Here is a 23848-nt window from a genome sequence, read left to right as displayed (position 1 = left end):
TTCAGCGGTAGGCGGCGCGCCCAAATGGCCCCATGATAAGTATAAAACATTGCAAATATTGAGAAAAACAAAATCGCACAGGTGAGCGCGCGATTTCTTGTTTGGTCGAGGCGATTTTCCGCTTGTTTCCGCGTCGGAATCCTGTAAAACGATTTACGTAAATCGTTTTACGTGAATTGCACTGCTGGAGGAGGCAGGCGAGATGCCCGTTTCAATCAAGGACGTCGCCAAGAGAGCCGGTGTCTCTCCTGGAACCGTCTCCAACGTTTTTAGCGGAAATCGCGCGGTCAAGGCTGAGCTGATCGAGCGCGTTCGCAGCGCTGCCGCCGAGCTCGGATATGAAACCGATCGGGCCGCTTCCCAGCTGCGGGCTGGAAAGGCCCGCGTGGTGGCTGCTCTCGTTCCCGACCTCAACAACCCCTTCTTCACGAGCCTTATCGCATCGATCGAGGCGCAGGTCCGTGACGAGGGCTTCGACATTATCGTTGCCAGTTCGCATGGGGATGCCGACGAGGAAGCAAGGCGCCTTTCTGCTTTATTGGCCTGGCGACCGGCTGGGATCGTGATCATCCCCTGCAGCGACGAGTTTGCCAGCCGCAATATCCTTGCCGATACTCAGGTTCCGTTCGTGGTCGCCGACCGCGTCCCTTCATTGTTCCAGGGGGATGCGGTGACGATGGACAACATCGATGCCGGCACCAAGGCCGCGGAACATCTCGTCGCCCTTGGACATCGCCGTTTCGTCGTGGCTGCTTCGACATTGAAGCTTCAGAACATCCGGGAACGATGCGCCGGCATCGAGGCGGTTCTGGCGAAGGAAGGCCTTGCCCCGCCTACCCTGATCGAGGTCGGTCTCGATTTCGACACGGCGACGGAGCGTCTCGGCGTCTTCATGGAAGGGGAGCAGCAGGCCAGCGCCTTCATCGCGCTCACCAACTTCGCGACGCTCGGCATTCTCGCTTGTGCGCACCAGACCGGTCTCTCGGTTCCGCGCGACATCTCGGTGGTCGGCTTCGACGACTATTCCTGGATGCATGCGGTATCGCCGCCGATGACGGCCATCCGCCAGCCGGTGAAGCAGATGGGACAGGCAATCTGGACCCGCCTGCGCGGTCATCTCGATGGCCGTTCAGAGCCTGCCTCGCGCGAAAAGCTGACATGTGAACTGGTGGTGAGGGCTTCGACAGCGGCGCCTTCCTCGCTCGGAGATACGCTCCGTATCGCGTGAGATAGACGCGAACAGATAAGCGGCTGCGAACAGCGACAAATCGATGTGGTGAGGCCTCTTCACCGCACGGGAAAACCTTTGCCGGCGTTCAGGCGCCGTCGGCAGGGGATGTGAAGACGCGCCTAAAATGGAGGAGAATGGCATGCAAACCGCAAAAATGATTAGCTCGATTTCCGTCATGGCGCTGCTCGCGGCATCGACCGCCATGGCACAGGAGATCGATTGGAAGAGCCAGCTCGGCGACCATAGCGGCAAGACGCTGCGCGTCATGACCATCACGGATCCGTTCATCGACTCGATGAAGGCCGTCAAGGACGGTTTCACGAATCTTACCGGCGCCAATGTCGAGATCGACGGCTACGGCTACGACGCGCTGCACGAAAAGGAGCTTCTCGCGTGCTCCCAGAACGACGGCAGCTATGACGTCCTGCTGATCGATGGCATCTGGATCGGCGAATTCGCCGAGGCGGGTTGCCTCGACAGCGCAGAGGACAAGATCTCCGAGAATCCCGATACCTTCGCATGGGATGATTTCACGCCGTCGGCCGCCGGGCAGGCGAGCTGGGAAGGCCAGCGCATGTGCCTGCCGGTCGGCATCTATTACGAGCTGATGTACTACCGCACGGACCTTTTCGAGAAGGCGGGCATCAAGGTGCCGGAAACCTTCGAGGAGCTGAAGAAGGCGGCCGCTACCTTCACCAACAATCCGGAGTTTCCCGGCGTCTATGGCTACGCCATGAACAACAAGCGCGGGGCGGCGGCAGGCCAGCAATGGTTCGAGTGGATTTACAGCGCCGGCGGCAAGCCGTGGGCGTCGAATGATATCGGCTCCGCCGAACCGTACAAGGACCAGACGCCGACGCTGAACTCGCAGGAATCGGTCGACCTCGTGCAGTTCTTCCGCGATATGGTCGCCTATGGCCCGCCGGGCGTCGAATCCTTCGCCTGGGACGAGCGTGCCAATGCGTTCGCAGCCGGCAAGCTCGCGATGATCAACGACTGGTCGGTGCGTGCCCAGATCGCAAACGATCCCAAGCAGAGCCAGATCGCGGGCAAGTTCAAGGCGGCGCTGATGCCGCACAAGGACGGCGGCAGGACCGTCTCGCCGGTCGGCGGCTGGATCGCCTGCGTCAACACGCACGGCGCTCAGAAGGATGCGGCCTGGGATTATCTGAAATGGTTCGCCAGCAAGCCGGTCCACCGTGACTTCGTTCTCGCGGGCGGCCCGCCGAGCCGGCTTTCCGCCATGCAGGACAAGGACGTCCAGGCGAAGTTCCCGTGGACCGAAGTGCTCTTCGAAGCCCAGAAGGATGCCTGGGTCGAGGTACGCCCGCGTCATCCGCTGGCCTTCCAGCTCATCGATACCGTCGGCGCGCAGGTCAACAAGGCCATCATCGGCGAAAAGAGCGCCAAGGAAGCCATGGACGGCGCCCAGGAAGACGTGACGAAACTGCTGAAGCAGAACGGTCTGCTCTAACGCTCTCTGTCGGGGGAGGCATTTGGCTCCCTCGACTTCCCGTTTCACGGAGGATCTCTCGATGGCCTATGCCGTTTCGATGACGCGCGCGCCCAAGGAGGCGACCAGGCGCTCCTTCCTGCACGATGATCGATTCCAGATGACGGCGTTCATCGCGCCGACCTGCATCTTCCTCGCGCTTTTGACCATCTGGCCCTTCATCTATTCGGTCTATCTGAGCCTGCATGCAGTGAAGCTGACGGCGATGCAGCGGGCGGTCTTCATCGGTCTCGACAACTACATCAATCTTCTGACAGACCCGCTGTTCCTGCGCGCCATGCTGAACACCGGCATGCTCGCGGTCACGTCGATCACCTGCGAGATCGTCATTGCCTTCGTGATCGCGAAGGCCTTCGTCAGTCTCAGCCATCTCAAATGGGTGAACGGCCTGCGGTCGCTGTTCATGATCCCCATGATGGTGACGCCGCTGATCGTCGGCATGATCTTCTCCTACGTGTTCAACCCGGTGCTCGGCATCGCCAACTACCTGCTGGGCGGCGTCGGCCTCGGGCCGGTCCCGTGGTTCGGGGGATCGACCGCGGCGATGATCTCGATCCTGCTGATCAATATCTGGCAGTGGACGCCGTTCATGATGCTGCTGATCATGGCCGGTCTCCTGTCGATCCGCGCCGATCTTTACGAGGCGGCGCGTGTCGACGGGGCGAAGTGGCACCATGTGATGCGCTTCCTGGAAATTCCGTCGATCAAGGGCATCGTGCTGCTCGGCGTCATCCTGCGCATCATCGATACGCTGCGCTTCTTCGATGTCGTCTATGTCACCACCCGAGGCGGTCCCGGCGATTCCACCATGGTGCTGACCCTCTACGCCTATCAGCAGAACTTCCAGTTCTTCCAGGCGGGCGTCGGCTCTGCCGCCGCGGTCATCATCCTCGTCATCTCCATCGTCATCACCACCTTTGCCGTGAAGCTCCTCAGGAGAATCGAAGATGAATAGTACCTTTCGGCTTCGCGACGTCGGCCCACTGGTGCTGGTCCTCGGCTTCGTCTTTATCTCGGTCGCTCCGATCCTCTGGCTGACGCTCGGTGCTTTCAAGCCGACGGCCGACATCATCGCGATTCCGCCGGTGTGGATCCCCGACTTTACTTATCTCCAGAATTTCCGGGACGTGCTGACGCAATTCTGGCCCTTCATCGTCAACTCGCTGGTGGCAACCATAGGCGCGACCATCTTGGCGCTGGTTCTCGCCGTGCCGACCGCCTTCGCGCTGGTCAACCATCGGTTCAAGGGCAGGGAGGCGCTGGCCGACTGGATCCTTTCCACCCGCATGATGCCGCCGATCGCCGCAGCCGTGCCGCTCTTCGTGATCTTCCGCGGCGTCGGCCTGCTCGACTCGCTGCCGGGCCTCATCATCGCCTATGCCGGCTTCAACCTGCCGTTTGCGGTCTGGATGACCATGTCCTTCGTTCGCCGCGTGCCGAAGGAGCTCATCGAGGCCGCGCGCCTGGAAGGCTGCACCTGGTGGCAGGTGCTGAAGGATGTCGTCCTTCCGCTCAGCAAAAGCGGCCTGGCGGCGGTTGCAACCTTCGTCTTCATCTTCGCCTGGAACGAATTCATGCTCGCGCTGTTCCTGACGACCCGCGAGGCCAAGACCTTCCCTGTCGTCATCTCGTCCTTCGTCGGCACGGGCCGCGTCTATTGGGAATACATCGCGGCAGCCTCGATCATCCAGTGCCTGCCGCCGGTGCTCTTCACCTTCTTCATGCAGAAACACATCGTCTCCGGCGTCACGATGGGCGCCGTGAAGGACTGAACGCAAACGCATTCAAGGGAGATTGCAATGATACCTCGACGTGGAGAAAACAAGACAGCGCTCGTCACCGGAGCGTCCCGTGGTATCGGACGGGCGATCGCCGAGCGGTTGGCTGCCGAAGGATACAGGGTCTTCGCGAACGACCTGAAGGCGCGCGAGGCCGACCTTTCGGACCTTGCTGCCGAAGTGCGGAATGCCGGCGGACTCTGCGAAGTCATCCATTGTGACGTCAGCGATCCGGTCTCGGTCGAGACGATGGCGCGGGACCTTCTGGCAGCAAGCGGTCGTCTCGATCTCTTGGTCAACAATGCCGGTGTACGTTCTGTCCACCAGACGGGCGAAATCGAGCCCGACGAATGGGACCGGATGTTCGCCGTCAACACCAAGGGCACGTTCCTCGTGACCAAGGCCTTCCTTCCGCATTTCCGGGCAAAGGGATCTGGCCGCATCGTCAACATCGCATCCATTGGCGGAAAGCGCGGCGGACCGGGCGAGTCCCATTACTGCGCGTCCAAGGCCGCGGTCATCAACTTCACGCAGGCTCTCGCTGTCGAGGTCGCCAAGGAGGGGATCACGGTCAACGCCGTATGCCCCGGTGTCATCGATACCGATATGGGCCGGTCCCATCTCGAAGATCCGGAAACCTTGAGAAGGGTTCTTGAGAAAACCGCGATGGGCCGCGTGGGCTATCCGCAGGATGTCGTCGGATCGGTCGCATTTTTCGGGTCCGACGACGCTGCCTTCATCACCGGCCAGTCGCTGAACGTCGACGGCGGAATCATCTTCCATTGAGCCGCCGCCCGGACAATGCGCGGCCGCCTTGTCGCCGCACACAAGAGGAGGAACTATCATGGGCGAAATAGCGCTCCAGAATATCGTCAAGCGCTTCGGCGAACTCGATGTCATCCGCAACATCAGCCTTACGGTGAAGGATGGCGAGTTCGTCGTGTTCGTCGGCCCGTCCGGTTGCGGCAAATCCTCCCTGCTGCGGCTGATCACCGGCCTGGAGGACGTGTCGGACGGTCAGGTTCTCATTGACGGCCGCGACGTGACGAAGCTGGCACCGTCCGAACGGCAGCTTGCCATGGTGTTCCAGTCCTATGCGCTGTTCCCGCACCTGACGGTGGCCGACAATATCGGATTTGGCCTGCGTGTATCCGGCCGGCCGAAGAAGGAGATCCGCGAACGGGTTTTGACGGCAGCGCGTGCGCTGGAGCTCGAACCCTATCTCGACCGGTTTCCGCGCCAGTTGTCCGGCGGCCAGCGCCAGCGCGTCGCCATCGGCCGGGCGATCGTGCGCGCGCCCTGCGCATTCCTGTTCGACGAGCCTTTGTCGAACCTTGACGCCGCGCTGCGCGTCCAGATGCGTCTCGAGCTGATCCGCCTTCATGACGAACTGAAGACGACGATGATCTACGTGACGCATGACCAGGTGGAGGCCATGACCATGGCCGACCGTATCGTCGTCCTCAACGCAGGCCGCGTCGAGCAGTTCGACACTCCGATCGCGCTCTATGATGCGCCCGCCAACCGCTTCGTCGCCGGTTTCATCGGCTCGCCGAAGATGAACTTCATCGATGCAACCGCGGCCGGTCCCAATCGCATCGAGACGTCGGCCGGCGGCCTCGATATCACCAATCTCAAGGAGCCGCTTCCTGACGGCAGGCTCACATTCGGCATCCGTCCCGAGCACCTGCGCTACGACCGTCATGTCGGCGTATGGAGCGGTACGATCCTCGTGGAGGAGCAGCTCGGCAGCGATGCGTATTTCACGCTCGACGTGAAATCACTCGGTACGCTGACCGTGCGCGCGGTCGGTGAACGCGGCTACCGTCGCGGCGACACCATTTTCCTGACACCCGATCCGGATCGCTCACATGTCTTCGATGCGCAGGACAGGGCGCTGACGCGGCCAACGACTATGGCTTCCGGCTCGACGGCAGCGCTGGTGCAGACGGGCACCGCCTGATCAACTTCACGTTCCAAGAGGAATGACCATGTATATGGAAAAACTGAGACTTGATGGAAAGCTTGCCGTCGTGACCGGCGGCAGCCGAGGGATCGGCCTTGCTATTGCAGAGGCCTTGGCCGAGGCGGGCGCGCGCGTCATCCTGCTTGATCGCGATGCGGCATCCCTTGAAGAGGGCCGGGCTGCCCTGCTGGCGAAGGGCTTCGATGCCGGAACGTATACCGCCGATGTCACCGACTCCGCCGCCGTGCAACGCGCCGCTGATGAGATCGCCGCAAAGCACGGCGTCGCCGACATCCTCGTCGCCAACGCCGGAATCGGACGGCCGCCGGTCGCCGCAGAGGATGTTGAAGATGCCGACTGGCTCGCCGTCAACGATGTCAACCTGAACGGCGTTTTCTGGTGCAACCGTGCCTTCGGCCGCCACATGCTCGTCAGGAGCCGTGGCGCGATCGTCAACATCGGGTCGATGTCCGGCCTGATCGTCAACCGCCCGCAGGGGCAGTCGCACTACAACGCCTCCAAGGCGGCCGTGCATCACCTGACCCGTTCGCTCGCCGCCGAATGGGCGGGGCGCGGGGTGCGCGTCAACGCGGTCGCTCCGACCTATATCGAAACCCCGCTCATCGCCCACGCCGAAGCAAGCGGCCTTGCAGCCGCCTGGCGCGCCGATACGCCGATGGGCCGTTTCGGCCAGGCGCGCGAGGTGGCGAGCGTCGTGCATTTCCTCGCTTCCGACGCCGCAAGCCTGATGACGGGGGCAATCGTCCCGGTCGACGGCGGGTTCACCTGCTGGTGATCGCAGCGCGCGCCCACGCTCGAAACCGATACCGAAATTTCATTCGCTGATCGCGTCCCCCGGTTGCCTGCCGAGTGGCCGGTACGAACACACACAACCAAGATCGTAGAGAGGCTCCAATGAAGCACGGAATTTACTACTCTTACTGGGAAAAAGAATGGAGCGCCAAGTTCGGCCCTTATGTCGAGAAGGTTGCGAAGCTTGGTTTCGATATTATCGAGGTCGCTGCGCACCATATCAACGAGTACAGCGATGCGGATCTCGCCATCATCAGGCAGACCGCAAAGGATAACAATATCATCCTCACGGCCGGGATCGGCCCTTCCAAGACGAGGAACCTGTCGTCACCTGACAGTGCGGTGCGCCAGGCGGGCAGGGCATTCTTCGAGCAAACGCTCACAAACGTCGCCAAGCTCGATATCAAGACGATCGGTGGCGCGCTGCACTCCTACTGGCCTGTCGACTATTCCAAGCCGGTCGACAAGGAGGGTGACCGTGCGCGTGGTGTCGAGGGAATCCATGACATTGCGGACTTTGCCAACGATCTGGGCATCAACCTCTGCATCGAGGTGCTCAACCGCTTCGAGAACCACGTTGTCAACACCGCCGCTGAAGGGGTCGCCTTCGTGAAGGATGTCGGGAAGCCGAATGTCAAAGTCATGCTCGATACGTTCCACATGAACATCGAGGAAGATAGCTTTGGCGAGGCGATCCGTACCGCCGGCCCGCTGCTCGGTCATTTCCACACGGGGGAAAGCAATCGCCGTGTACCCGGTAAAGGCAGGATTCCCTGGCACGAGGTCGGTCTCGCCCTCCGCGATATCAAATACACCGGTGCTGTCGTCATGGAGCCGTTCGTAAAGACCGGCGGAACCATCGGATCCGACATCAGGGTTTGGCGCGATCTCAGCGAGGGCGCAGACGAAGCGAAAATGGACGAGGACGCGAAAAACGCACTCGCATTCTCTCGCTTCGTGCTTGGAGGTTGACTGCCGGCGGAACTGCTTGCGGGCAGAGGCATAGCTCGATCCGCTCGCGCCGACCGTCAATTCAGCCGCGGCGTTGCGGTCGCCGCGGCCCGTCCGCAATACCTGAGGAAAACTTCCATGAGCAGCATAGAAGACAACGCACGCCGGATCGCAGACATTGCCTTGCAGCGGTTTATCGATGCCGGAAACCGGCGGGTTCTAATCGCCGTTGCGGGGGCGCCCGGTTCCGGAAAATCGACCTTGGCGGAACGCGCCGTCGACCTCATCAATGAACAGCGCTCCGTCAAGGCCGCGCTCTTCCCCATGGATGGATATCACTATGATGACGCGGTGCTGGAGGCCATGGGGCGCCGTGCGTTCAAAGGCGCGATCGATACCTTCGATGCTCATGGCCTGCGGCACATGTTGCAACGCCTGAAGGCGAACGAGGATGATGTCGTCGCCATCCCGGTTTTCGACCGCTCGATCGAGATTGCCCGCGCCGGCGGCAGGCTCATCCCGCAATCCACCGACATCATCGTCTGCGAAGGGAACTATCTGCTTGCTCGACAGGCGCCCTGGGATCGTCTCAAGCCGATTTTCGACTTCACCATCTTTGTCGATGTCGATGAGGGGGAACTGCGGCGGCGCCTCCAGCAACGGTGGTGCGGCTACGGCCTGGACGAAGCGGAGGTCAACAGGAAGGTCGAAGAGAACGACCTCCCTAACGGTCTGTCCATCGTGTCTACGAGCGCCGAACCGGACCTTCGCCTGGAGAACGCAGAGAAAGGCGAGCCGGCGCTCTGACCAGCCGCCATCTTTTCACCACTGTCCCCGCGGTCAGCGAGCACCTGTTATTCCGAGTGCCGCGAGCCGGTAGAGGCGCTGGTTGTGCGCCTTGATGATCTGGCGCACAGCTTCCACCTCGCCCGCTACGGTGCGGCCTCAGATCAGGGTGCCTCTTCCAGTGGCCAGACTTCAACGACACCATGCGCCACCGCGCAAGGGACGGCTGACACCTTCTCGATGGCTTCGGCCAGATTGGCAGCCTCGATGACGGCGAATCCGGCGACCGGCAAGGCGGACGACATGAACGGTCCGTCACGCGTGTCTATTCCGCTGCCCTCTGGATTGCGGACCTGTACCGGGGCGCCCGCGATCCCCATCAACGCGCCTTCGGACCGAAGCTTTGCGTCCTGGGCATGAGCGGCGTCTCTGACTGCCTGGGGCGTGCGATCGTAGTCGGTCGGATCGCCGTATCCAATCGTGATAAACTTGGGCATCGCTTTATCTCCTGTCAGCGGTTTCGAGCCGCGTTGCACCGGATGGCGTGGCGAGCAGTTCGACGGTTGTCCGCACGAGGGCGTCGAGCGGCTGGTCGATATCGACGCGGATGGCATTCTCGTCGTCCTCCGGTTCCTCCAGCGCCGCGAACTGGCTGTCCAGCAGGCTTGTCGGCATGAAATGACCGCTCCTTGCGCTCATCCGCGCGGCGATGACCTGCCGGGTGCCCGCCAGATAGATGAAGGTCACGGGATGGCGGGCTTCGGCGACGATGGTTTCCCGATAGGCTCGCTTGAGCGCCGAGCAGCCGATGATCATCCGGTCGCCGGCCGCATTCAGCCTGCGGCCGATGTCGCGCAGCCAAGGCATCCGGTCGGCGTCCGTCAAGGGGACGCCCCGGCTCATCTTGTCGATGTTGCCCGGTGGATGCAAGGCGCTCTCGTCCCAGGCGATCCACCTTCCTGGTGGTCTTCGTTGAACCAGGCAGCCGGGAATGCCTGGCAAGACGAAGGCATGGCTGGCGGATTGTCGTAGCCGGCTCGGTATTCTCGGTCGTTCGGTCTGGAGAAGGAGCCGCAGCCTTCGCGCAACCGCTTTGCTGGCAAGGTCCATGTGATAGATTTCGTGCAGGGGCCTGTGCCGCATGGGCACCGCTTCGCCCGGGAAAAGACGCATGGAAAAAAGAACGCCGAAATCGCTCCGGGACGCCCTGGCGTTCATCGAGGCCTATATCGAAACCTCCATCCCGCCGGTTCGGATGGCCCTGTCTGCAGCGTTCGGCCATGTGCTGGCGGAAGATATCGTCGCGCCAGTCCCCCTGCCGCGCTTCGACAATGCCGCGATGGATGGCTTTGCCGTTCGCTCCGGGGACATCCGGCCGGACGGAATGGCAAGCCTCAGGATCGGGCAGACGATCACGGCCGGCGAAAGGATCGTGCATGCGCTGCATCCGGGCGAGGCGGCGCGCATCATGACCGGCGCGCTTGTACCGCCCGGCGCCGACCGGGTTGTCGTGCAGGAGGCGACGCAGGTGGAGGGCGATGCCGTTCACCTGCGGGCACAGGCCGGGGGAAAACCGCATATCCGCCGCGTCGGCGAAGACGTCTCGATGGGTGATGTCCTGCTGAAGGCCGGGACACGCATCGGCCCGGGCCAGCTTGCGCTCCTGACGGCGCTCGGCCTGCGTTCCGTGCTGGTCGTGCCGCGGCCGAAGGTGGCGTTGCTTTCCACCGGCAACGAGCTTGTCGCCAGCCCCGGATTTCTGGAGAACGGCCAGATATACGATACGAACCGGCCGATGCTGTCCCGCATGCTCCAGGCGGCCGGCGCGGAGGTCACGGATATCGGCATTGCCGGGGACGATCCCGAAGTGATCCTCGCGCGGCTCGTCGAGGCCGCGAGCGGTCACGATCTCCTCATCTCGTCCGGCGGTGCCTCCGTCGGCTCCGCCGATCATCTGACGCAGATCGTTTCCCGTCGCGGCTTCCTCGAATTCTGGAAGCTCGACCTGCGGCCGGGCAAGCCGATCGGGTTTGGCGATATCGACGATTGCCCGATCCTGCTTCTTCCGGGAAGCCCGTTTGCCGCCGCTGTCGGATGCAACCTTATCGGCCGCGCGATTATCGCTTGCCTGGAAGGAAAGGCACCCGAGAGGAACACCTGGCGGCTTCCCGTCAGCCGGCCGGTCTCCAGATCGGGCAGCGGGACGCAGGTTCTTCCGGGGCGGCTTTGCCATGAGCCGGGCCATGCAACGGCGGTCGAACCGCTGCCGTATGAGGGCTCGGCCAGCCTTCGTGCTCTCGCGTTCGCGGATGTCATGCTTGTCCTTTCCCCAGAGCAAGGGAATATCGCGGCCGGCGAGCTTGTCGACGTCCTGCCGGTTTGACGCCGGCATCCTTCCATAGCAGCGGACACGGGAATGGCGCGAATGTTGCCATGCCGTCGCAAACCAGCGATATGTTTGCTACAATATATCGTGGGAGAGAAACATGCCGGTTTTTCGTTGTGTTCTGGTCATCATTGCCCTGCTGGCGTCGTTCCTCCCCGCTATGGCGCGGACGATCACGGATGCCGCCGGGCGCGTGGTCGAGATTCCGGACAAAGTGGAGCGGGTGCTCGCTGCCGGGCCGCCAGCCTCTGTTCTCGTCTATGTGCTGGCGCCGGACAAGCTTGCCGGCTGGGTGCGCGAGCCGAAGCCGGAGGAAAAGGCTTTCCTGCTGCCGTCCGTCCGCGACCTGCCGGTCTTCGGCCAGCTGACCGGTAAGGGCGGCACGGCCAATATCGAGGCGGTGCTGGCCGCAAAGCCCGACATCATCATCGATGTCGGCACGGTAAATCCCACCTATGCCTCGCTGGCCGACAAGGTGCAGGCACAGACCGGCATTCCCTATGTGCTCGTCGATGGTGCCTTTGCCAGGAGCGGCGCGATGCTGCGTGAAACCGGCGCCATGCTCGGCGTCGAGGCGCGGGCCGAAACGCTTGCAGCCTATGCCGACGAGAGATTCGCTGCGTTGGAAAAAGGCCTTGCTGGTATTCCCACGGACAAGCGGCCCTCGGTTTATTATGGCCGTGGCGGAGAAGGCTTGGAAACGGGCCTTGCCGGCTCGATCAACATGGAGCTGCTCGAAGCGGTCGGCGCGCGGAATGTTGCGGCGGCGGCCGGCAAGGGTGGCCTGACGCAGGTCTCGCTCGAACAGATCCTGTCCTGGAAGCCGGATACCATCCTTGCCGCTTCGCCGAAATTCGCCGAGGCGGTGAAGGATGATCCGCTCTGGGCGCAACTCGATGCCGTCAAGGCAGGCCGCGTCCATGTCACGCCGAGCCTGCCGTTCGGCTGGATCGATTCCCCGCCCGGCATCAACCGCCTGGTCGGCGTTTCCTGGCTGGAGCACACGCTCTATCCGGAAACGGTGCCGACTGCGCTCGATGAAGAGGTCCGGACTTTCTTCAAGCTGTTCTACCAGGTCGAGCTCAGCGACGCGCAGCTTGCAACCCTGCTCGGCAAGGGCGCGGCGAAGTAGATGCGGCCATCCGCCGCCCTGACCGGTCGGCTCGCCGCAGTCGGCCTTCTGGGGCTTGGCATGCTGGCCCTCGCCTCCATGATGGTCGGCAAATATGGCGGCGGGTTGCAGCCGCTGCTGATCGCCCTGCGGCAGCTGGTGACGGGTGAGACGACGGACCCGCTGCTCGCCACCGTGCTATGGAACGTGCGCCTGCCGCGCGTCCTCGCCGCCATCGTCGTCGGGGCAGGGCTTGCGGCGGCGGGGGCGACCTACCAGGGCTTGTTCCGCAATCCGCTCGTCTCGCCCGATCTGCTCGGCGTGTCGGTCGGCGCCAGCCTCGGGGCGGTGCTCGGCATCTTTCTTTCGCTGCCGGTGTTCGCCATCCAGCTCGCCGCCTTTGCCGGCGGGCTTCTCGCGGTGCTGGTCGTCACGGTCATCGGCGCGCTGGTGCGCGAGCGCGATCCCGTGTTGACGCTGGTGCTTGCCGGCATCGCCATCCAGGCGCTGATTGGCGCGGGCATCTCGCTGATCAAGGTGCTTGCCGATCCCTATGATCAGCTGCCCGCCATCACCTACTGGCTGCTCGGCAGCATGACGGCGATCAGCCGCTTCGACGTGCTCTCCATCCTGCCGGCCGTCATACTCGGTCTCGTGCCGCTTGTGCTTCTGCGCTGGCGCATGAACATCCTGACGCTTGGTGACGAGGAGGCGAAGACGCTGGGCGTCGATACGCTGAAGACCCGCATCGTGCTGATCGCCGGCGCGACGCTGGTGACGGCGGCGACCGTTTCCGTGACGGGTATCGTCGGCTGGATCGGCCTTGTCATTCCCCATATCGCTCGGATGCTCGTCGGCCCGGATTTCCGCCGCCTGCTGCCTGCCGCCATGATGCTGGGCGCGGCCTATCTCATCGTCGTCGACATGCTGGCGCGCTCCATCGCCGACATCGAAGTGCCGCTCGGCATCCTCACCGCCACGGTCGGCGCGCCCTTCTTCCTGTGGCTGCTGATCGCCGGAAAGCGAGGCTGGTCGTGACGCGGCCCTTCCCGCGCTCATCTGCGATGTGGCCGCAGGCCCCGGGTCGGGATCGAGGCGCTTGCCGCGCTCCATGTCGCGGCAAGCGGGATCCAAGGAATGGGTCTCAGTCGACCGCGACCATCACGTCGGATGCCTTGACGATTGCATAGGCTTCGCCGCCGACGGCAAGGCCCAGTTCGTCCACGGATTCATTGGTGATCGATGCGGTGACGATGGCGCCGCCGGCGACTTCGATGCGGACATGCGCGGTGGTCGCGCCCTTGGTCACTTCGACGATCTTGCCCTTGAGACGATTGCGCGCGCTGATCTTCATGGAACTCTCCCGTATTGGCCTATGCAAAGGCACCGCCATAGCACGTCAGCCCGCCTGGCGACTACCGTTCGAACCGGGAGAACAGTTCCGGCTTCGAAGGCATGTTCGGCAAGCCCGAGCAGCCTATCATCGCGCCATATGGCGTAATATTCTTTTAAATATAACGTTGTTGCCAGCCGGGGATACCTGCTATCCCTGAACCGTAAAGGGAGAACCCATTCATGCTCGCACGCCTTGCCTCCGCCTCGAAGACCGCGCTTGCCATCGCCGGCCTGCTGCTCGCCACGCCCGCCTGGGCGGACCGGACGATAACCGACCAGATCGGCCGTGAGGTCCATGTGCCCGACCAGGTGAACCGTGTCGTCATCCTGCAGCACCAGACGCTCAACATCGCCGTGCAGCTCGATGCCATGGACAAGGTGGTCGGCGTGCTCGACGAATGGAAGAAGCAGCTCGGCGCGAAATATGTGCGACTGGCCCCGACGCTCCCGGAACTCGCCATGCCCGGCGGCCTGACCAGGGTGAACATTGAGGAGCTGTTGACGCTGAAGCCGGACGTGGTGTTCGTCACCAACTATGCGCCGACCGACATGGTCAAGCAGATCGAGGATGCCGGGCTTGCGGTCGTCGCCATCTCGCTGCTCGACGTGCCGCCGGAAGAGGCCGTCAAGATGAATCCGGCCGTCAAGGACGAGCCGGCGGCGATCGATGCCGGATTTGCGGCCGGCGTGCGGCTGATCGCCGACATCCTCGATCGCAAGGATCGGGGGGAAGCGATGATCGCCGTCACCAAGAAGAGCCGCACGCTCGTTGCCGAGCGCCTTGCCGACATTCCCGAGGACAAGCGCGTTCCCGTCTACATGGCCAATCCTGATCTCTCGACCTATGGCCGCGGCAAATATACCGGCTTGATGATGGAGCGTGCCGGCGCCCGCAACGTTGCCAACGAGATCGCCGGCTTTAAGCAGGTCACGATGGAGGACGTCCTCAAATGGAACCCCGCCGTCATCTTCGTGCAGGAGCGTTATCCGGCCGTGGTCGACGAGATCAGGACGACGGCATCCTGGCAGACGATCGATGCCGTGAGGAACGGCCGCATCTCCCTGATGCCCGAATATGCCAAGGCCTGGGGCTATCCGATGCCGGAAGCCATGGCGCTCGGCGAACTCTGGATGGCGAAGGAGCTTTATCCCGAGCGTTTTGCGGATATCGACATGCAGAAGGAGGCGGATTCCTACTGGCGCCCGTCAGTCCGCCGGAGATTGTGGTCACGCCGATGGAGGCGAATGTCGTCTTCACGGTGCGGCTGCCGCGCATTCTTCTGGCCGTGCTGGCGGGGGCAGGGCTCGCCCTGTCCGGGGCGGCGCTGCAGGGTGTGTTCCGCAATCCGCTGGTCGGGCCGCAGGTGGTCGGCGTCTCCTCGGGTGCGGCCTTCGGCGGCACGCTCGCCATCCTGCTCAGCCTTCCGCGCTATGGGCTTCTTGCGTCCGCCTTCGCGTTCGGATTGTCGGCCCTCGTGCTCGTCTATGCCCTGAACGGCATCGTCGCACGCCGCAACATACTTGCGCTGGTCCTCGCCGGGGTCGTCGTCACCGGCTTCTTCGGGGCGCTGGTGAGCCTCCTGCAATATCTCGCCGACACCGAAGACAAGCTTCCCGCCATGGTGTTCTGGCTGCTCGGCAGCTTCGCCACCGGGAACTGGGACAAGTTCGTTCTCGTCGCCGCGCCGGTGCTTGCCGGCAGCCTGCTGCTCATTGGCCTGTGCTGGCGCATCAACCTTCTGTCGATGGGCGACGAAGACGCCCGGACTCTCGGCGTTCATGTCGAGCCGCTGCGCTGGCTGGTGCTCGTGCTCGTCTCGTGCATCGTCGCCGCGCAAGTCGCGGTCAGCGGTATCGTCGGCTGGGTCGGGCTCGTCGTGCCGCATATGGCGCGTCTGCTGGTCGGGCCGGATCATCGCGTGATGATGCCGGCCTCGCTGATCATTGGTGCGCTCTACCTGCTGGCCATCGACACGGTCGCCCGCACGGCGACGTCAACGGAGATACCGCTCGGCATTCTCACGGCGCTGATCGGCACGCCGGTCTTCGCGTTGGTCTTGCGGCAGACCCAGCGAGGCACGAATGGCTTCTGATCGCATCAGGCTCCGCCTTAGCAAGGCGGGCCATTCCTATGACGGCGAACGCTGGCAGTTCCGCGCGCTCGATCTCGATCTCGGCGCCGGCGAGATCACTGCCATCCTCGGCCCGAACGGCCGCGGCAAATCCACCCTGCTGCGTGTGCTCGCCGGTCTGTTGAAGCCGGCCTCCGGTGCCGTCGAAAGCAATCTGCGAACCGGTTTCGTGCCGCAGGAATTTTCCGGCTCCTTTCCCTATTCCGTGCTGGATATTGTGCTGATGGGCCGGGCACGGCACATCGCGCTGTTCGGCACGCCGGGCGTGATCGACGTCGAGAAGGCGATGGCGGCGCTGGAGGCCACCAGCATGGCCGACTATGCCGCACGCAGCATCGGGTCCCTCTCCTGCGGCGAGCGCCAGCTGGTGCTGATCGCCCGGGCGCTTGCCGGCGAGAACGACGTCTTGCTGCTGGACGAGCCGGCCTCCGCGCTCGACCTGAAGAACCAGGACATCGTGCTCTCCCTGCTCGGCAGGCTGGCCGACAGCCAGAAACTGGCGATCGCCTTCACCACGCACCAGCCGAACCATGCCTCGGCGATTGCGGACAAGGTTCTCCTGATGCTTCCCGATACACAGACCTTGTTCGGCCCGACGGGGACCGCGATGACGGAATCGAGCCTCGAAGCGCTCTATGGCGTTCCGGTTCGCGCTGTGCGTCTGGATGGCGCCGCCGGACAGGAGAGCGCTTTCGTGCCGCTGTTCCGCCGACGGATGCGCGAGGGAGATCCCCATGCGTAATAGGGTCCGCGTCCTCGCCGCCGGCAGCCTGCGGCACGCCTTGCCCGAAATCGCCGCCGCCTTCGAGAAAGCCGGCGGGGCCGCGGTTTCCATCTCGCTTGGCCCGGCCGGGCTGCTGCGCGAGCGGATCGAGGCCGGTGAGCCGTTCGATCTTTTCGCCTCCGCCAACATGGCCCATCCGCAGCGCCTCGTTTCGATCGGATTGGCGAAGGACGCCCTCTGCTTTGCCCGAAACCGCCTCGCCATCATCGCGCGCGCCGATCTTGGGCTGACGACGGAGAATGTCGCCGACGTACTGTCAAACCCTTCGATCCGCATCGGCACCTCGACGCCGGGCGACGATCCGTCCGGAGACTACGAGTTTGAGATGTTCGATCGCCTGGAGGCCGATCGCCCCGGGCTCGGCAACGCCCTGAAATCCCGCGCCCTGCAGCTGGTCGGCGGGCGCAATTCTCAACCCGGGCTCGGCGCGAGCGGCCTGATCGCAGATGGCGCCGTCGATCTTTTCCTGAGCTACGCCTCCAATGCGCGCCTGCACGCGAAAGATCCGGCGCTCACCGTTGTGCAACTGCCGGCCCGCCTTGCCCCGAGCATTTCTTATGGCGTCGCGGTCCGGAACGCTGCCGGGCAGAGCGCCACGCTGCTCAAGGACTTTCTGCTGACGGAGCGTGCGGCGTCAATCCTGGTCGCCAACGGCTTTCTTCCAGAAAGCGGCGACCCGCTTCCCATCGGCAATGGCGGCGCCCATCATCAGTCCATGCGCTCGTAGGCACCGATATCAGCGGTACCTCCGCGTCCGGCTTGTTTTCCGTCGTCACCCGGATCCAAAGTGTCGCATGGACTTTTGCGGCCTCGGCGGCAGGCTGGCCGAGCGTCTTCAAGAAATGGCTCCAGGCGAAAACCGTGCGTCTCCTTGAGCGGGCGTCAGATGTTCAGCATCGTGCCGGTCTTGACCTCGCCCATCGAGACCATGGTGCGGAACTTCCTGACATTGGCACCTTCGAAGAACATGCGGCGCGTGAAATCCTCGTAGGCCGACATGCTGGCGACGATGACCACCAGAATGAAATCCGCCTCGCCCGTGACATAGTGGCATTGCTGGACTTCCGGAGCGTCGCGGAAGCGCTGCTTGGCAGCATCGATCGCATCGGGCGTTTCGCTGACCAGCTCGACCTGGACGATGATCGTCAGCGGCAGGCCGACGGCCTCCGGGGCGATCTGAGCGACCTGCGCCCGGATGACGCCATCCGCCTCCATGCGCCGGATGCGGCGCTGGACCGAGGGGGCGGACAGGTTCACCGCCTCGCCGATCTCGCGCTGCGGCGTCCGGTTGTCCTTCTGCAGGATGCGCAGGATGGCGAGGTCGAGGCTGTCGAGGGGCGCCATGGCCTGTTTACCGGTGCGAGATGAAAGATACTTGCATAACGAGGCCGAAAATACAGCCGAACTTTCATCTCTTTTGCACTAGCTTTGCGTGAATGCCAATCTGGAGCGTAACGCGATGACCAACCCTTATCTCCCGAACACGCTTGAAACGCACGGCCAGGCTCTCACCCCGCAGGATGCCGGGACGCTTTCTCCCGAGGCCGCCGACCGCGTCGCGAAGGTCCTGGCGCTGCGCGAGAACAGCGCGGCGACGCCGCTGCGCGCGCTGCCGGGGCTCGCCGGCGAACTGGGACTGACGTCGCTTCACCTCAAGGATGAAGGGTTCCGGCTCGGGCTCGGCAGCTTCAAGGCGCTTGGTGGCGCCTATGCCCTGATGATCCTCGTGCAGGAGGAGGCGAGCCGCCGCCTGGGCCGCGCCGTCAAGGTGGAGGAGCTGTTGTCTGCCGAGGTGCGCGCGGTCGCCGAAAGCATGACCTTCGCCTGTGCCACCGACGGCAACCACGGCCGCTCCGTGGCGCAGGGCGCGCAACTGATGGGCGCGCGCGCCGTCATCTTCGTCCATGCCGGCGTCAGCGAGGGGCGGATCGAAGCGATCGCACGGTTTGGCGCGGAGATGGTCCGCATCGCCGGGAACTATGACGATTCCGTCGCCGAGGCCGCGCGTGTTTCCGCCGAGCGCGGCTGGACGGTTCTTTCCGATACGTCCTGGCCCGGCTACGAGCATATTCCGGGCCTCGTGGCACAGGGCTACACCGCCATGGTCCGCGAGATCCTCGCCGAACTGGAAGAACCGCCGACCCACGTCTTCCTCCAGGCCGGCGTCGGCGGTTTCGCCGCTGCGGTCGCAGGCCACCTGGCGATGGTGCTGGGCGACCGGCGGCCGCATGTGACGGTGGTTGAGCCTGCCCGCGCAGCCTGCCTCTATGAAAGCGCCAAGCAGGGCAGGCCCGTGAAGGTCGATGAATCGCAATCGACGGTCATGGCCATGCTCGAATGCTACGAGCCGTCGCTGGTGGCCTTCCGCATCCTCGAACGCGTGGCAGACGGCTTCATGACGGTGGACGAGGATATCGCCGTTGAGGTCATGCGCCGGCTTGCCAATCCCCTGGCTGGCGATCCCGCGGTGGTCGCGGGCGAAAGCGGCGGCGCCGGTCTCGCCGGCCTCCTTACCGTCCTGAAGGACCCTGGTGCGGCCGCCGCTATCGGGCTTGGCCCCGAGGCACGAGCCCTGGTGATCAACACCGAAGGCGCGACGGACCCTGCGCTTTACCGGGAGATCGTCGGCAAGGACCCGGAGACGGTGCTGAAGGAGAACGCGGCATGACCATGGCAATCGATGCTGCCCACATGCACGATCTCACCCGGCGCATGGTGGCGCTTCGCCATGACCTGCATCGTCATCCCGAGCTCGGTTTCCAGGAGCACCGCACGAAGGCAACGGTCGCCGCGTTCCTGCGCGATCTCGGCATTGAGGTTCACGAGGGCGCCGGTGTGGTCGGCGTGCTGAAAGCTGGAACCGGCGGCCGGGTGATCGGCCTGCGCGCCGACATGGACGCGCTTCCGATCCAGGAAACCGGCAGCCACGACCACCTGTCAACGAATGCCGGCGTCATGCATGCCTGCGGCCATGACGGCCACACGACCATGTTGCTGGCCGCGGCCGAGACCCTTGCCCGCAACCCCGATTTCGTCGGCACGGTCGTCTTCCTCTTCCAGCCGAATGAAGAGCATGGCCTCGGTGCGCAGGCGATGATCGGCGAGGGCGTGCTGTCGCGTTTTTCGATCGAGGAGGTCTACGGTATCCACAATCTTCCCGGCGCTCCGGTCGGTCAGCTTTCCACGCGCATCGGGCAGATCTGCACGAGCGAAACCCTGTTCGAAATCAAAATCGATGGCCAGGGCGGCCACGCGTCGATGCCGCATGTCGGCGTCGATACCATTACGGTTGGCTCGGAAATGGTGCTTGCCCTGCAAACCATCGTGGCGCGAAAGCTTCCGCCCGGAGCCGGGGTTGTTGTTTCTGTCACGGAGTTCCTGACAGACGGTCAGCGAAACGTGCTTCCCGGTCATGCGACGTTGAAAGGGGACATGCGGGCCCGCACGCCCGAGGACAGGCAGGCCGCGGTCGGCTTCATGCAGCAGATCGTCGATGGCGTCGCCGCCACGCACAAGGTCTCGGCATCCTTGACATGCAAGACGGAATTCATCGAGACGATTAATGCGCCTGAGCCCGTCGCCGCCGTCGTCCGTGCCGGCAGGGCGGCTGGACTGGAGGTCATCCCCGATCGGCCGCCGATGAGTTTCTCGGAGGACTTCGCCCACTTTTGCGCGGCCGTACCCGGTTGCTTTCTTCTTCTCGGAAATGGAGAAACGGGTGCGCACGGCCGGCCGCTTCATGCGTCCGACTACGATTTCAACGATGCTCTCCTATCTCTCGGTGCGCGGTTTTGGGTAGAGCTTGTCCGCGACCGTCTCGGAGCCGATAAGAGCAGGAAACCATTCCCATGAGAGCACTCGTCCAGCGGGTTTCATCCGCCCGCGTCATCGTTGACGGCGCGATAGCGGGGGAAATCGGCAATGGCCTGCTGGTCTTCGTGTGCGCGATGAAGGGCGACACGGAGAAGGAAAGCGAATGGCTGGCGCGCAAGATCGTCAATCTTCGCATCTTCAGGGACGATGCGGATCGCATGAACCGTTCGGTTGTCGATGTGGGCGGTTCCGCTCTCATCGTCAGCCAGTTCACGCTCGCCGCCGAGACGAAAGGCAACCGGCCCGGCTTTTCCACGGCCGCGCCGCCGGACGAGGGAAAACGTCTCTATGAGGACTTCTCCGCCAAGGTTGCGGCCCTTGGTGTTGCCGTTGCGAATGGCGTCTTCGGCGCGGACATGCGGGTTGAGCTGGCCAATGACGGTCCCGTGACGATCTGGCTGGACACGGCGTCCGGATGATGGATGTGCGGATCATCGATCATCCGGAGGGGCGCGACGAATTCCAGCACATGGCGTTTTCACCCGGCGTCGGGAATGGCCGGTCTTGCGGCTGGTTCCGCGCCGGACCGGAATTGATTGCCTTCAAAAAACATTGAGCGCCCGAGAGTCCCAAATCGACAAACCCAATCGTCAAAGCCAATGAGCGGGTGTGTTCCGCTCCTGTGATGGACTGCGGCGCCTTGAACGCCGTATGGATTGGGGGTTTCATGAATATGAGTTTTTCCGTCAGGGCGATGCTCTCGGCCGGGGCCGCCGCGCTCGTGCTCGGCGCGCCGGCGCCGGCAAATGCGCAGGCACCGGCGCAATCGCACTCCGCAGCGCGATCCATCAGCGTGCCGGCGGGCCCGCTCACGCCGGCGCTGAACAGCCTTGCCGCGCAGACCGGCCTCCAGATTTTCTACGACGCATCCCTGGCAAACGGAAAATCGACGGGCGGGGCGCGCGGCAACCTGACGCCGGAGCAGGCGCTGACCGCGATGCTGGCCGGCACGGGGTTGGACGCCCGGTTTGCCGGAAGCAACCAGGTGACGCTGAGCGTGGACCCGGCGGGACCCGACGTCACGACGGGCGCGGTGGAGGAGGGCGCGACGCTTCTGGAAGCAATCACGCTCTACGGCGCGCGCGAGGCAACGGCGCTCAACGACACGACCGCAAGCGTCGGCATCGTCAATGCCGAGGCAATCCGGGATGGCCAGATCCGGCACACGCAGGATGTCTATCGCCGCCTTGCCAACGTGCTGGACAGCGCAACGGTCAATTCCGGCTTCGTCATCCGTGGTATGAGCTCGGAAGGCTTCGTTCCCGGCGGCGCGCCGGTCGGCTCGCTTTACGTGGATGGCATTCTCCAGACCCGCTACAATGCGCGCTTCGGCGCAAGAAACCTCTGGGACGTCGAGCAGGTCGAGGTGTATCGCGGCCCGCAGTCAACGCTTTCCGGCCGCGCCGCCATGTCGGGAGCGGTCTATATCAAGTCGAAGGACCCGACTTTCGACAAGGAAGTGGAGCTTTCCAGCACGGTCGGCAGCAACGACCTTGTGGGAGGCGCCTTCGTCATGAACACGCCGCTGGTGGAGGATCAGATTGCGTTGCGCATCGCCGGTGCGTTCGTACGCTCCCGGTCCGATGTCAGCTATTCGAATTTCAAGCACTATGCCGGCTATGACGATCTGACCACGGATATCAGCGGCACCATTCGGGCCAAGGTGCTCATCACGCCGTCCGAGATGCCGGAGACCCGTGCGGTCGTGACCTATTCCTACTCGAAGGATCGCCCGAACGATCGCCTGGTTGGCCTCTACAATGGGCGCGGCGACTTCAACAACAATCCCGATACTTATACGGAATATCGCTGGACCGAGGTCCACAATCTCGGCCTTGAAGTGACGCACGACTTTTCCGATGCGCTTCGTTTCACCTCGCAGACCGGCTACCAGTACGGCATCAACAACCGGCGCTCTGTGGACGGCGACACGCCCGGTTATGTAACCGGCATCTGGGGCACGGATAACGATTGGATCGCCACCCAGGAATTCCGCCTGAACTACGAGGAGGGCCGCTGGAAATGGGTTGCCGGCGTCTTCGGGAGCCATCAGGTCTTCGACGGCTCGTCGCGCTTCATCGCCGAGCCTTATCCCGATTTCATGCCGGGCACGATTTATCAGGTCGATGACGATCAGCGGCGTACCACCACGAACCTCGCGGTGTTTGGCGAAGCGACCTATGAGTTCGCACCCACATGGTTTGCGACTGCCGGCGGACGCCTGGATTACCTCAGGGAAAAGAACACGGAACTGAACTCGATGGTCCTCTACGGCATGGATCCGGTGTGGTCGCCGCCGAATGGCACGTCGTCCTTCACCGAAGTCAATTTCGTGCCGAAACTCGGCTTGCTGAAAGAGTTCGGCGACAATCACAAGGTTGGCGTCACCTATTCGCAGGGCTTCCGCTCGGGCGGTTCCTATGTCAACCGCAGCCAGGCCCCGGTCTACACGATCGATACCTACGATCCGGAATATTCGCAGAGCTATGAGCTGTCCTACAAGGGGATGCTGCTGGATGACCGGCTCACGTTGAATGCCAACCTCTTCTACACGAAGTACACGGATCAGCAGGTTGAAATCCGGCCGCGGTCGGACGTGCCCGGCTACCGCGTGACGGAAAATGCCGCATCCTCCCGCGCCTGGGGTTTCGAGATCGAGCCGAGCTATCAGGTCACCGACCAGTTCTCGGCCTTCGCGTCGATCGGCTATCTCAACACCAAGTTCCTGGAATGGAACCACGCCGGTGTCGGGGATCAGGCTGGAAAGGCCTTCCCCGAAGCGCCGGAATGGACCGTGGGTTTCGGTGGCCGATATGAGTTCGAGAACGGCGTCTATGTCGGAGCGGATGCCAAATACACCACGGACTACAATTCCCGGTTCGGCACGAAAGGCATGTATAAGATCGATTCTCGTTTCCTCGTGAACGCGCAGGCCGGGTTCAAGAAGGACAACTGGGAGATCACCGCCTTTGCGGAAAACCTCACCGACGAGAAATACTTCACCATCGTCGATCCGGATGCCGCTTTGGCCTTTGGCCAGGCCGGCGCGCGCCGGTCGTTCGGACTGAATCTCCGCGCCAAGTTCTGAAATCCGGTTGCGGGGCGTAAGCCCCGCGATCTCACCGCCCG

23 protein-coding genes and 2 pseudogenes are annotated in these 23848 nt (G+C 63.3%); 21 read left to right on the top strand and 4 right to left on the bottom strand.

Going from position 1 to position 23848, the window contains the following annotated elements:
- Positions 1-202 precede the first annotated feature (202 nt).
- From AABF56_RS28840 to AABF56_RS28800, 9 genes are all read left to right on the top strand, one after another.
- Positions 203-1228: a LacI family DNA-binding transcriptional regulator gene (locus tag AABF56_RS28840; RefSeq protein WP_244768672.1), complete on the top strand. Its 1026-nt coding sequence runs from the start codon at positions 203-205 to the stop codon at positions 1226-1228.
- A gap of 142 nt (positions 1229-1370) precedes the next feature.
- A complete protein-coding gene (locus AABF56_RS28835) occupies positions 1371-2705 on the top strand; it encodes an extracellular solute-binding protein (RefSeq protein WP_244768673.1) in 1335 nt (444 codons plus the stop codon).
- A gap of 61 nt (positions 2706-2766) precedes the next feature.
- Entirely contained in the window at positions 2767-3699 is a 933-nt protein-coding gene (locus AABF56_RS28830) for a carbohydrate ABC transporter permease (RefSeq protein ID WP_272808637.1), read from the top strand.
- Positions 3692-4516 (top strand): carbohydrate ABC transporter permease, encoded by an 825-nt coding sequence (locus AABF56_RS28825; RefSeq protein WP_244768675.1) that lies wholly within the window; start codon positions 3692-3694, stop codon positions 4514-4516. Before AABF56_RS28830 ends, AABF56_RS28825 begins: the two co-directional genes overlap by 8 nt.
- A gap of 27 nt (positions 4517-4543) precedes the next feature.
- Positions 4544-5308: an SDR family NAD(P)-dependent oxidoreductase gene (locus tag AABF56_RS28820; RefSeq protein WP_272808638.1), complete on the top strand. Its 765-nt coding sequence runs from the start codon at positions 4544-4546 to the stop codon at positions 5306-5308.
- A gap of 58 nt (positions 5309-5366) precedes the next feature.
- Positions 5367-6485, top strand: a complete 1119-nt coding sequence (locus AABF56_RS28815) for an ABC transporter ATP-binding protein (RefSeq protein WP_272808639.1) — start codon at positions 5367-5369, stop codon at positions 6483-6485.
- 28 nt (positions 6486-6513) lie between these two features.
- Positions 6514-7284, top strand: coding sequence for an SDR family NAD(P)-dependent oxidoreductase (locus AABF56_RS28810; protein ID WP_272808640.1), 771 nt, complete (start codon positions 6514-6516; stop codon positions 7282-7284).
- A 119-nt stretch (positions 7285-7403) separates the two neighbouring features.
- Positions 7404-8273 (top strand): D-psicose 3-epimerase, encoded by an 870-nt coding sequence (locus tag AABF56_RS28805; protein ID WP_272808641.1) that lies wholly within the window; start codon positions 7404-7406, stop codon positions 8271-8273.
- Between the two features lie 117 nt (positions 8274-8390).
- Positions 8391-9059, top strand: a complete 669-nt coding sequence (locus AABF56_RS28800) for a nucleoside triphosphate hydrolase (protein ID WP_272808642.1) — start codon at positions 8391-8393, stop codon at positions 9057-9059.
- A gap of 143 nt (positions 9060-9202) precedes the next feature.
- Here AABF56_RS28800 and AABF56_RS28795 read toward each other — a convergent pair whose 3' ends face one another.
- Positions 9203-9535 carry a YciI family protein gene (locus tag AABF56_RS28795; RefSeq protein WP_272808643.1) on the bottom strand — a complete coding sequence of 111 codons (333 nt, stop codon included), beginning with the start codon at positions 9533-9535 and terminating at the stop codon, positions 9203-9205.
- A 4-nt stretch (positions 9536-9539) separates the two neighbouring features.
- Positions 9540-10148: a gluconokinase gene (locus tag AABF56_RS28790; RefSeq protein ID WP_272808644.1), complete on the bottom strand. Its 609-nt coding sequence runs from the start codon at positions 10146-10148 to the stop codon at positions 9540-9542.
- Between the two features lie 61 nt (positions 10149-10209).
- On the opposite strand from AABF56_RS28790, the gene AABF56_RS28785 reads away from it, so the two are divergent.
- From AABF56_RS28785 to AABF56_RS28775, 3 genes are all read left to right on the top strand, one after another.
- Positions 10210-11421 carry a molybdopterin molybdotransferase MoeA gene (locus AABF56_RS28785; RefSeq protein ID WP_272808645.1) on the top strand — a complete coding sequence of 404 codons (1212 nt, stop codon included), beginning with the start codon at positions 10210-10212 and terminating at the stop codon, positions 11419-11421.
- 103 nt (positions 11422-11524) lie between these two features.
- Positions 11525-12556, top strand: a complete 1032-nt coding sequence (locus AABF56_RS28780; RefSeq protein ID WP_272808646.1) for an iron ABC transporter substrate-binding protein — start codon at positions 11525-11527, stop codon at positions 12554-12556.
- On the top strand, positions 12557-13573 hold the full coding sequence (locus AABF56_RS28775; protein WP_272808647.1) for a FecCD family ABC transporter permease: 1017 nt from the start codon (positions 12557-12559) through the stop codon (positions 13571-13573).
- Positions 13574-13679: 106 nt separating this feature from the next.
- Here the strand turns inward: AABF56_RS28775 and AABF56_RS28770 are convergent, their stop codons facing one another.
- Positions 13680-13889 (bottom strand): TOBE domain-containing protein, encoded by a 210-nt coding sequence (locus AABF56_RS28770; protein ID WP_272808648.1) that lies wholly within the window; start codon positions 13887-13889, stop codon positions 13680-13682.
- Between the two features lie 221 nt (positions 13890-14110).
- On the opposite strand from AABF56_RS28770, the pseudogene AABF56_RS28765 reads away from it, so the two are divergent.
- The 4 genes and pseudogenes from AABF56_RS28765 to modA form a co-directional block, all read left to right on the top strand.
- Positions 14111-15145: pseudogene (locus AABF56_RS28765) on the top strand (ABC transporter substrate-binding protein); the annotation flags it as partial.
- Positions 15124-16023 (top strand): annotated as a pseudogene (locus AABF56_RS28760) (FecCD family ABC transporter permease); the annotation flags it as partial. The pseudogenes AABF56_RS28765 and AABF56_RS28760, both read left to right, overlap by 22 nt.
- On the top strand, positions 16013-16804 hold the full coding sequence (locus tag AABF56_RS28755) for an ABC transporter ATP-binding protein (RefSeq protein ID WP_272808650.1): 792 nt from the start codon (positions 16013-16015) through the stop codon (positions 16802-16804). The pseudogene AABF56_RS28760 and the gene AABF56_RS28755, both read left to right, overlap by 11 nt.
- A gap of 40 nt (positions 16805-16844) precedes the next feature.
- Positions 16845-17573 (top strand): molybdate ABC transporter substrate-binding protein, encoded by a 729-nt coding sequence (gene modA / locus AABF56_RS28750; protein WP_338341930.1) that lies wholly within the window; start codon positions 16845-16847, stop codon positions 17571-17573.
- Between the two features lie 155 nt (positions 17574-17728).
- On the opposite strand, the gene AABF56_RS28745 is transcribed toward modA, so the two are convergent.
- Positions 17729-18190 carry an Lrp/AsnC family transcriptional regulator gene (locus AABF56_RS28745; RefSeq protein WP_272808651.1) on the bottom strand — a complete coding sequence of 154 codons (462 nt, stop codon included), beginning with the start codon at positions 18188-18190 and terminating at the stop codon, positions 17729-17731.
- A 115-nt stretch (positions 18191-18305) separates the two neighbouring features.
- Here AABF56_RS28745 and AABF56_RS28740 point away from each other — a divergent pair, with 115 nt between their 5' ends.
- The 5 genes from AABF56_RS28740 to AABF56_RS28720 all read left to right on the top strand — a co-directional run bounded on the left by AABF56_RS28740 (position 18306) and on the right by AABF56_RS28720 (position 23807).
- Positions 18306-19514 carry a diaminopropionate ammonia-lyase gene (locus AABF56_RS28740; protein ID WP_272808652.1) on the top strand — a complete coding sequence of 403 codons (1209 nt, stop codon included), beginning with the start codon at positions 18306-18308 and terminating at the stop codon, positions 19512-19514.
- On the top strand, positions 19511-20698 hold the full coding sequence (locus AABF56_RS28735; RefSeq protein ID WP_272808653.1) for an amidohydrolase: 1188 nt from the start codon (positions 19511-19513) through the stop codon (positions 20696-20698). The genes AABF56_RS28740 and AABF56_RS28735 overlap by 4 nt, the downstream gene beginning before the upstream one ends.
- Entirely contained in the window at positions 20695-21138 is a 444-nt protein-coding gene (gene dtd / locus AABF56_RS28730) for a D-aminoacyl-tRNA deacylase (RefSeq protein WP_272808654.1), read from the top strand. The genes AABF56_RS28735 and dtd overlap by 4 nt, the downstream gene beginning before the upstream one ends.
- A 5-nt stretch (positions 21139-21143) precedes the next feature.
- The gene (locus AABF56_RS28725) at positions 21144-21275 is read left to right on the top strand and encodes a hypothetical protein (RefSeq protein ID WP_338341929.1); all 132 of its coding nucleotides are present in this window, start codon (positions 21144-21146) and stop codon (positions 21273-21275) included.
- 111 nt (positions 21276-21386) lie between these two features.
- Positions 21387-23807 (top strand): TonB-dependent receptor domain-containing protein, encoded by a 2421-nt coding sequence (locus AABF56_RS28720; RefSeq protein ID WP_272808656.1) that lies wholly within the window; start codon positions 21387-21389, stop codon positions 23805-23807.
- The last annotated feature ends 41 nt before the right edge of the window (positions 23808-23848 follow it).

It is taken from the genome of Shinella sp. WSC3-e, from assembly GCF_945994535.1.
Taxonomy (GTDB): Bacteria; Pseudomonadota; Alphaproteobacteria; order Rhizobiales; family Rhizobiaceae; genus Shinella; species Shinella yambaruensis.
Note: the sequence above shows the minus strand (reverse complement) of the source record. Positions and strands in the feature narration are given on the sequence as shown.

Excerpts from the sequence above, each read along its gene's own strand:
- AABF56_RS28840 (WP_244768672.1), top strand. The coding sequence starts at position 203 with ATGCCCGTTTCAATCAAGGACGTCGCCAAGAGAGCCGGTGTCTCTCCT.
- AABF56_RS28835 (WP_244768673.1), top strand. The coding sequence starts at position 1,371 with ATGCAAACCGCAAAAATGATTAGCTCGATTTCCGTCATGGCGCTGCTC.
- AABF56_RS28830 (WP_272808637.1), top strand. The coding sequence starts at position 2,767 with ATGGCCTATGCCGTTTCGATGACGCGCGCGCCCAAGGAGGCGACCAGG.
- AABF56_RS28825 (WP_244768675.1), top strand. The coding sequence starts at position 3,692 with ATGAATAGTACCTTTCGGCTTCGCGACGTCGGCCCACTGGTGCTGGTC.
- AABF56_RS28820 (WP_272808638.1), top strand. The coding sequence starts at position 4,544 with ATGATACCTCGACGTGGAGAAAACAAGACAGCGCTCGTCACCGGAGCG.
- AABF56_RS28815 (WP_272808639.1), top strand. The coding sequence starts at position 5,367 with ATGGGCGAAATAGCGCTCCAGAATATCGTCAAGCGCTTCGGCGAACTC.
- AABF56_RS28810 (WP_272808640.1), top strand. The coding sequence starts at position 6,514 with ATGTATATGGAAAAACTGAGACTTGATGGAAAGCTTGCCGTCGTGACC.
- AABF56_RS28805 (WP_272808641.1), top strand. The coding sequence starts at position 7,404 with ATGAAGCACGGAATTTACTACTCTTACTGGGAAAAAGAATGGAGCGCC.
- AABF56_RS28800 (WP_272808642.1), top strand. The coding sequence starts at position 8,391 with ATGAGCAGCATAGAAGACAACGCACGCCGGATCGCAGACATTGCCTTG.
- AABF56_RS28795 (WP_272808643.1), bottom strand. The coding sequence starts at position 9,535 with ATGCCCAAGTTTATCACGATTGGATACGGCGATCCGACCGACTACGAT.
- AABF56_RS28790 (WP_272808644.1), bottom strand. The coding sequence starts at position 10,148 with ATGGACCTTGCCAGCAAAGCGGTTGCGCGAAGGCTGCGGCTCCTTCTC.
- AABF56_RS28785 (WP_272808645.1), top strand. The coding sequence starts at position 10,210 with ATGGAAAAAAGAACGCCGAAATCGCTCCGGGACGCCCTGGCGTTCATC.
- AABF56_RS28780 (WP_272808646.1), top strand. The coding sequence starts at position 11,525 with ATGCCGGTTTTTCGTTGTGTTCTGGTCATCATTGCCCTGCTGGCGTCG.
- AABF56_RS28775 (WP_272808647.1), top strand. The coding sequence starts at position 12,557 with ATGCGGCCATCCGCCGCCCTGACCGGTCGGCTCGCCGCAGTCGGCCTT.
- AABF56_RS28770 (WP_272808648.1), bottom strand. The coding sequence starts at position 13,889 with ATGAAGATCAGCGCGCGCAATCGTCTCAAGGGCAAGATCGTCGAAGTG.
- AABF56_RS28755 (WP_272808650.1), top strand. The coding sequence starts at position 16,013 with ATGGCTTCTGATCGCATCAGGCTCCGCCTTAGCAAGGCGGGCCATTCC.
- AABF56_RS28745 (WP_272808651.1), bottom strand. The coding sequence starts at position 18,190 with ATGGCGCCCCTCGACAGCCTCGACCTCGCCATCCTGCGCATCCTGCAG.
- AABF56_RS28740 (WP_272808652.1), top strand. The coding sequence starts at position 18,306 with ATGACCAACCCTTATCTCCCGAACACGCTTGAAACGCACGGCCAGGCT.
- AABF56_RS28735 (WP_272808653.1), top strand. The coding sequence starts at position 19,511 with ATGACCATGGCAATCGATGCTGCCCACATGCACGATCTCACCCGGCGC.
- dtd (WP_272808654.1), top strand. The coding sequence starts at position 20,695 with ATGAGAGCACTCGTCCAGCGGGTTTCATCCGCCCGCGTCATCGTTGAC.
- AABF56_RS28720 (WP_272808656.1), top strand. The coding sequence starts at position 21,387 with ATGAATATGAGTTTTTCCGTCAGGGCGATGCTCTCGGCCGGGGCCGCC.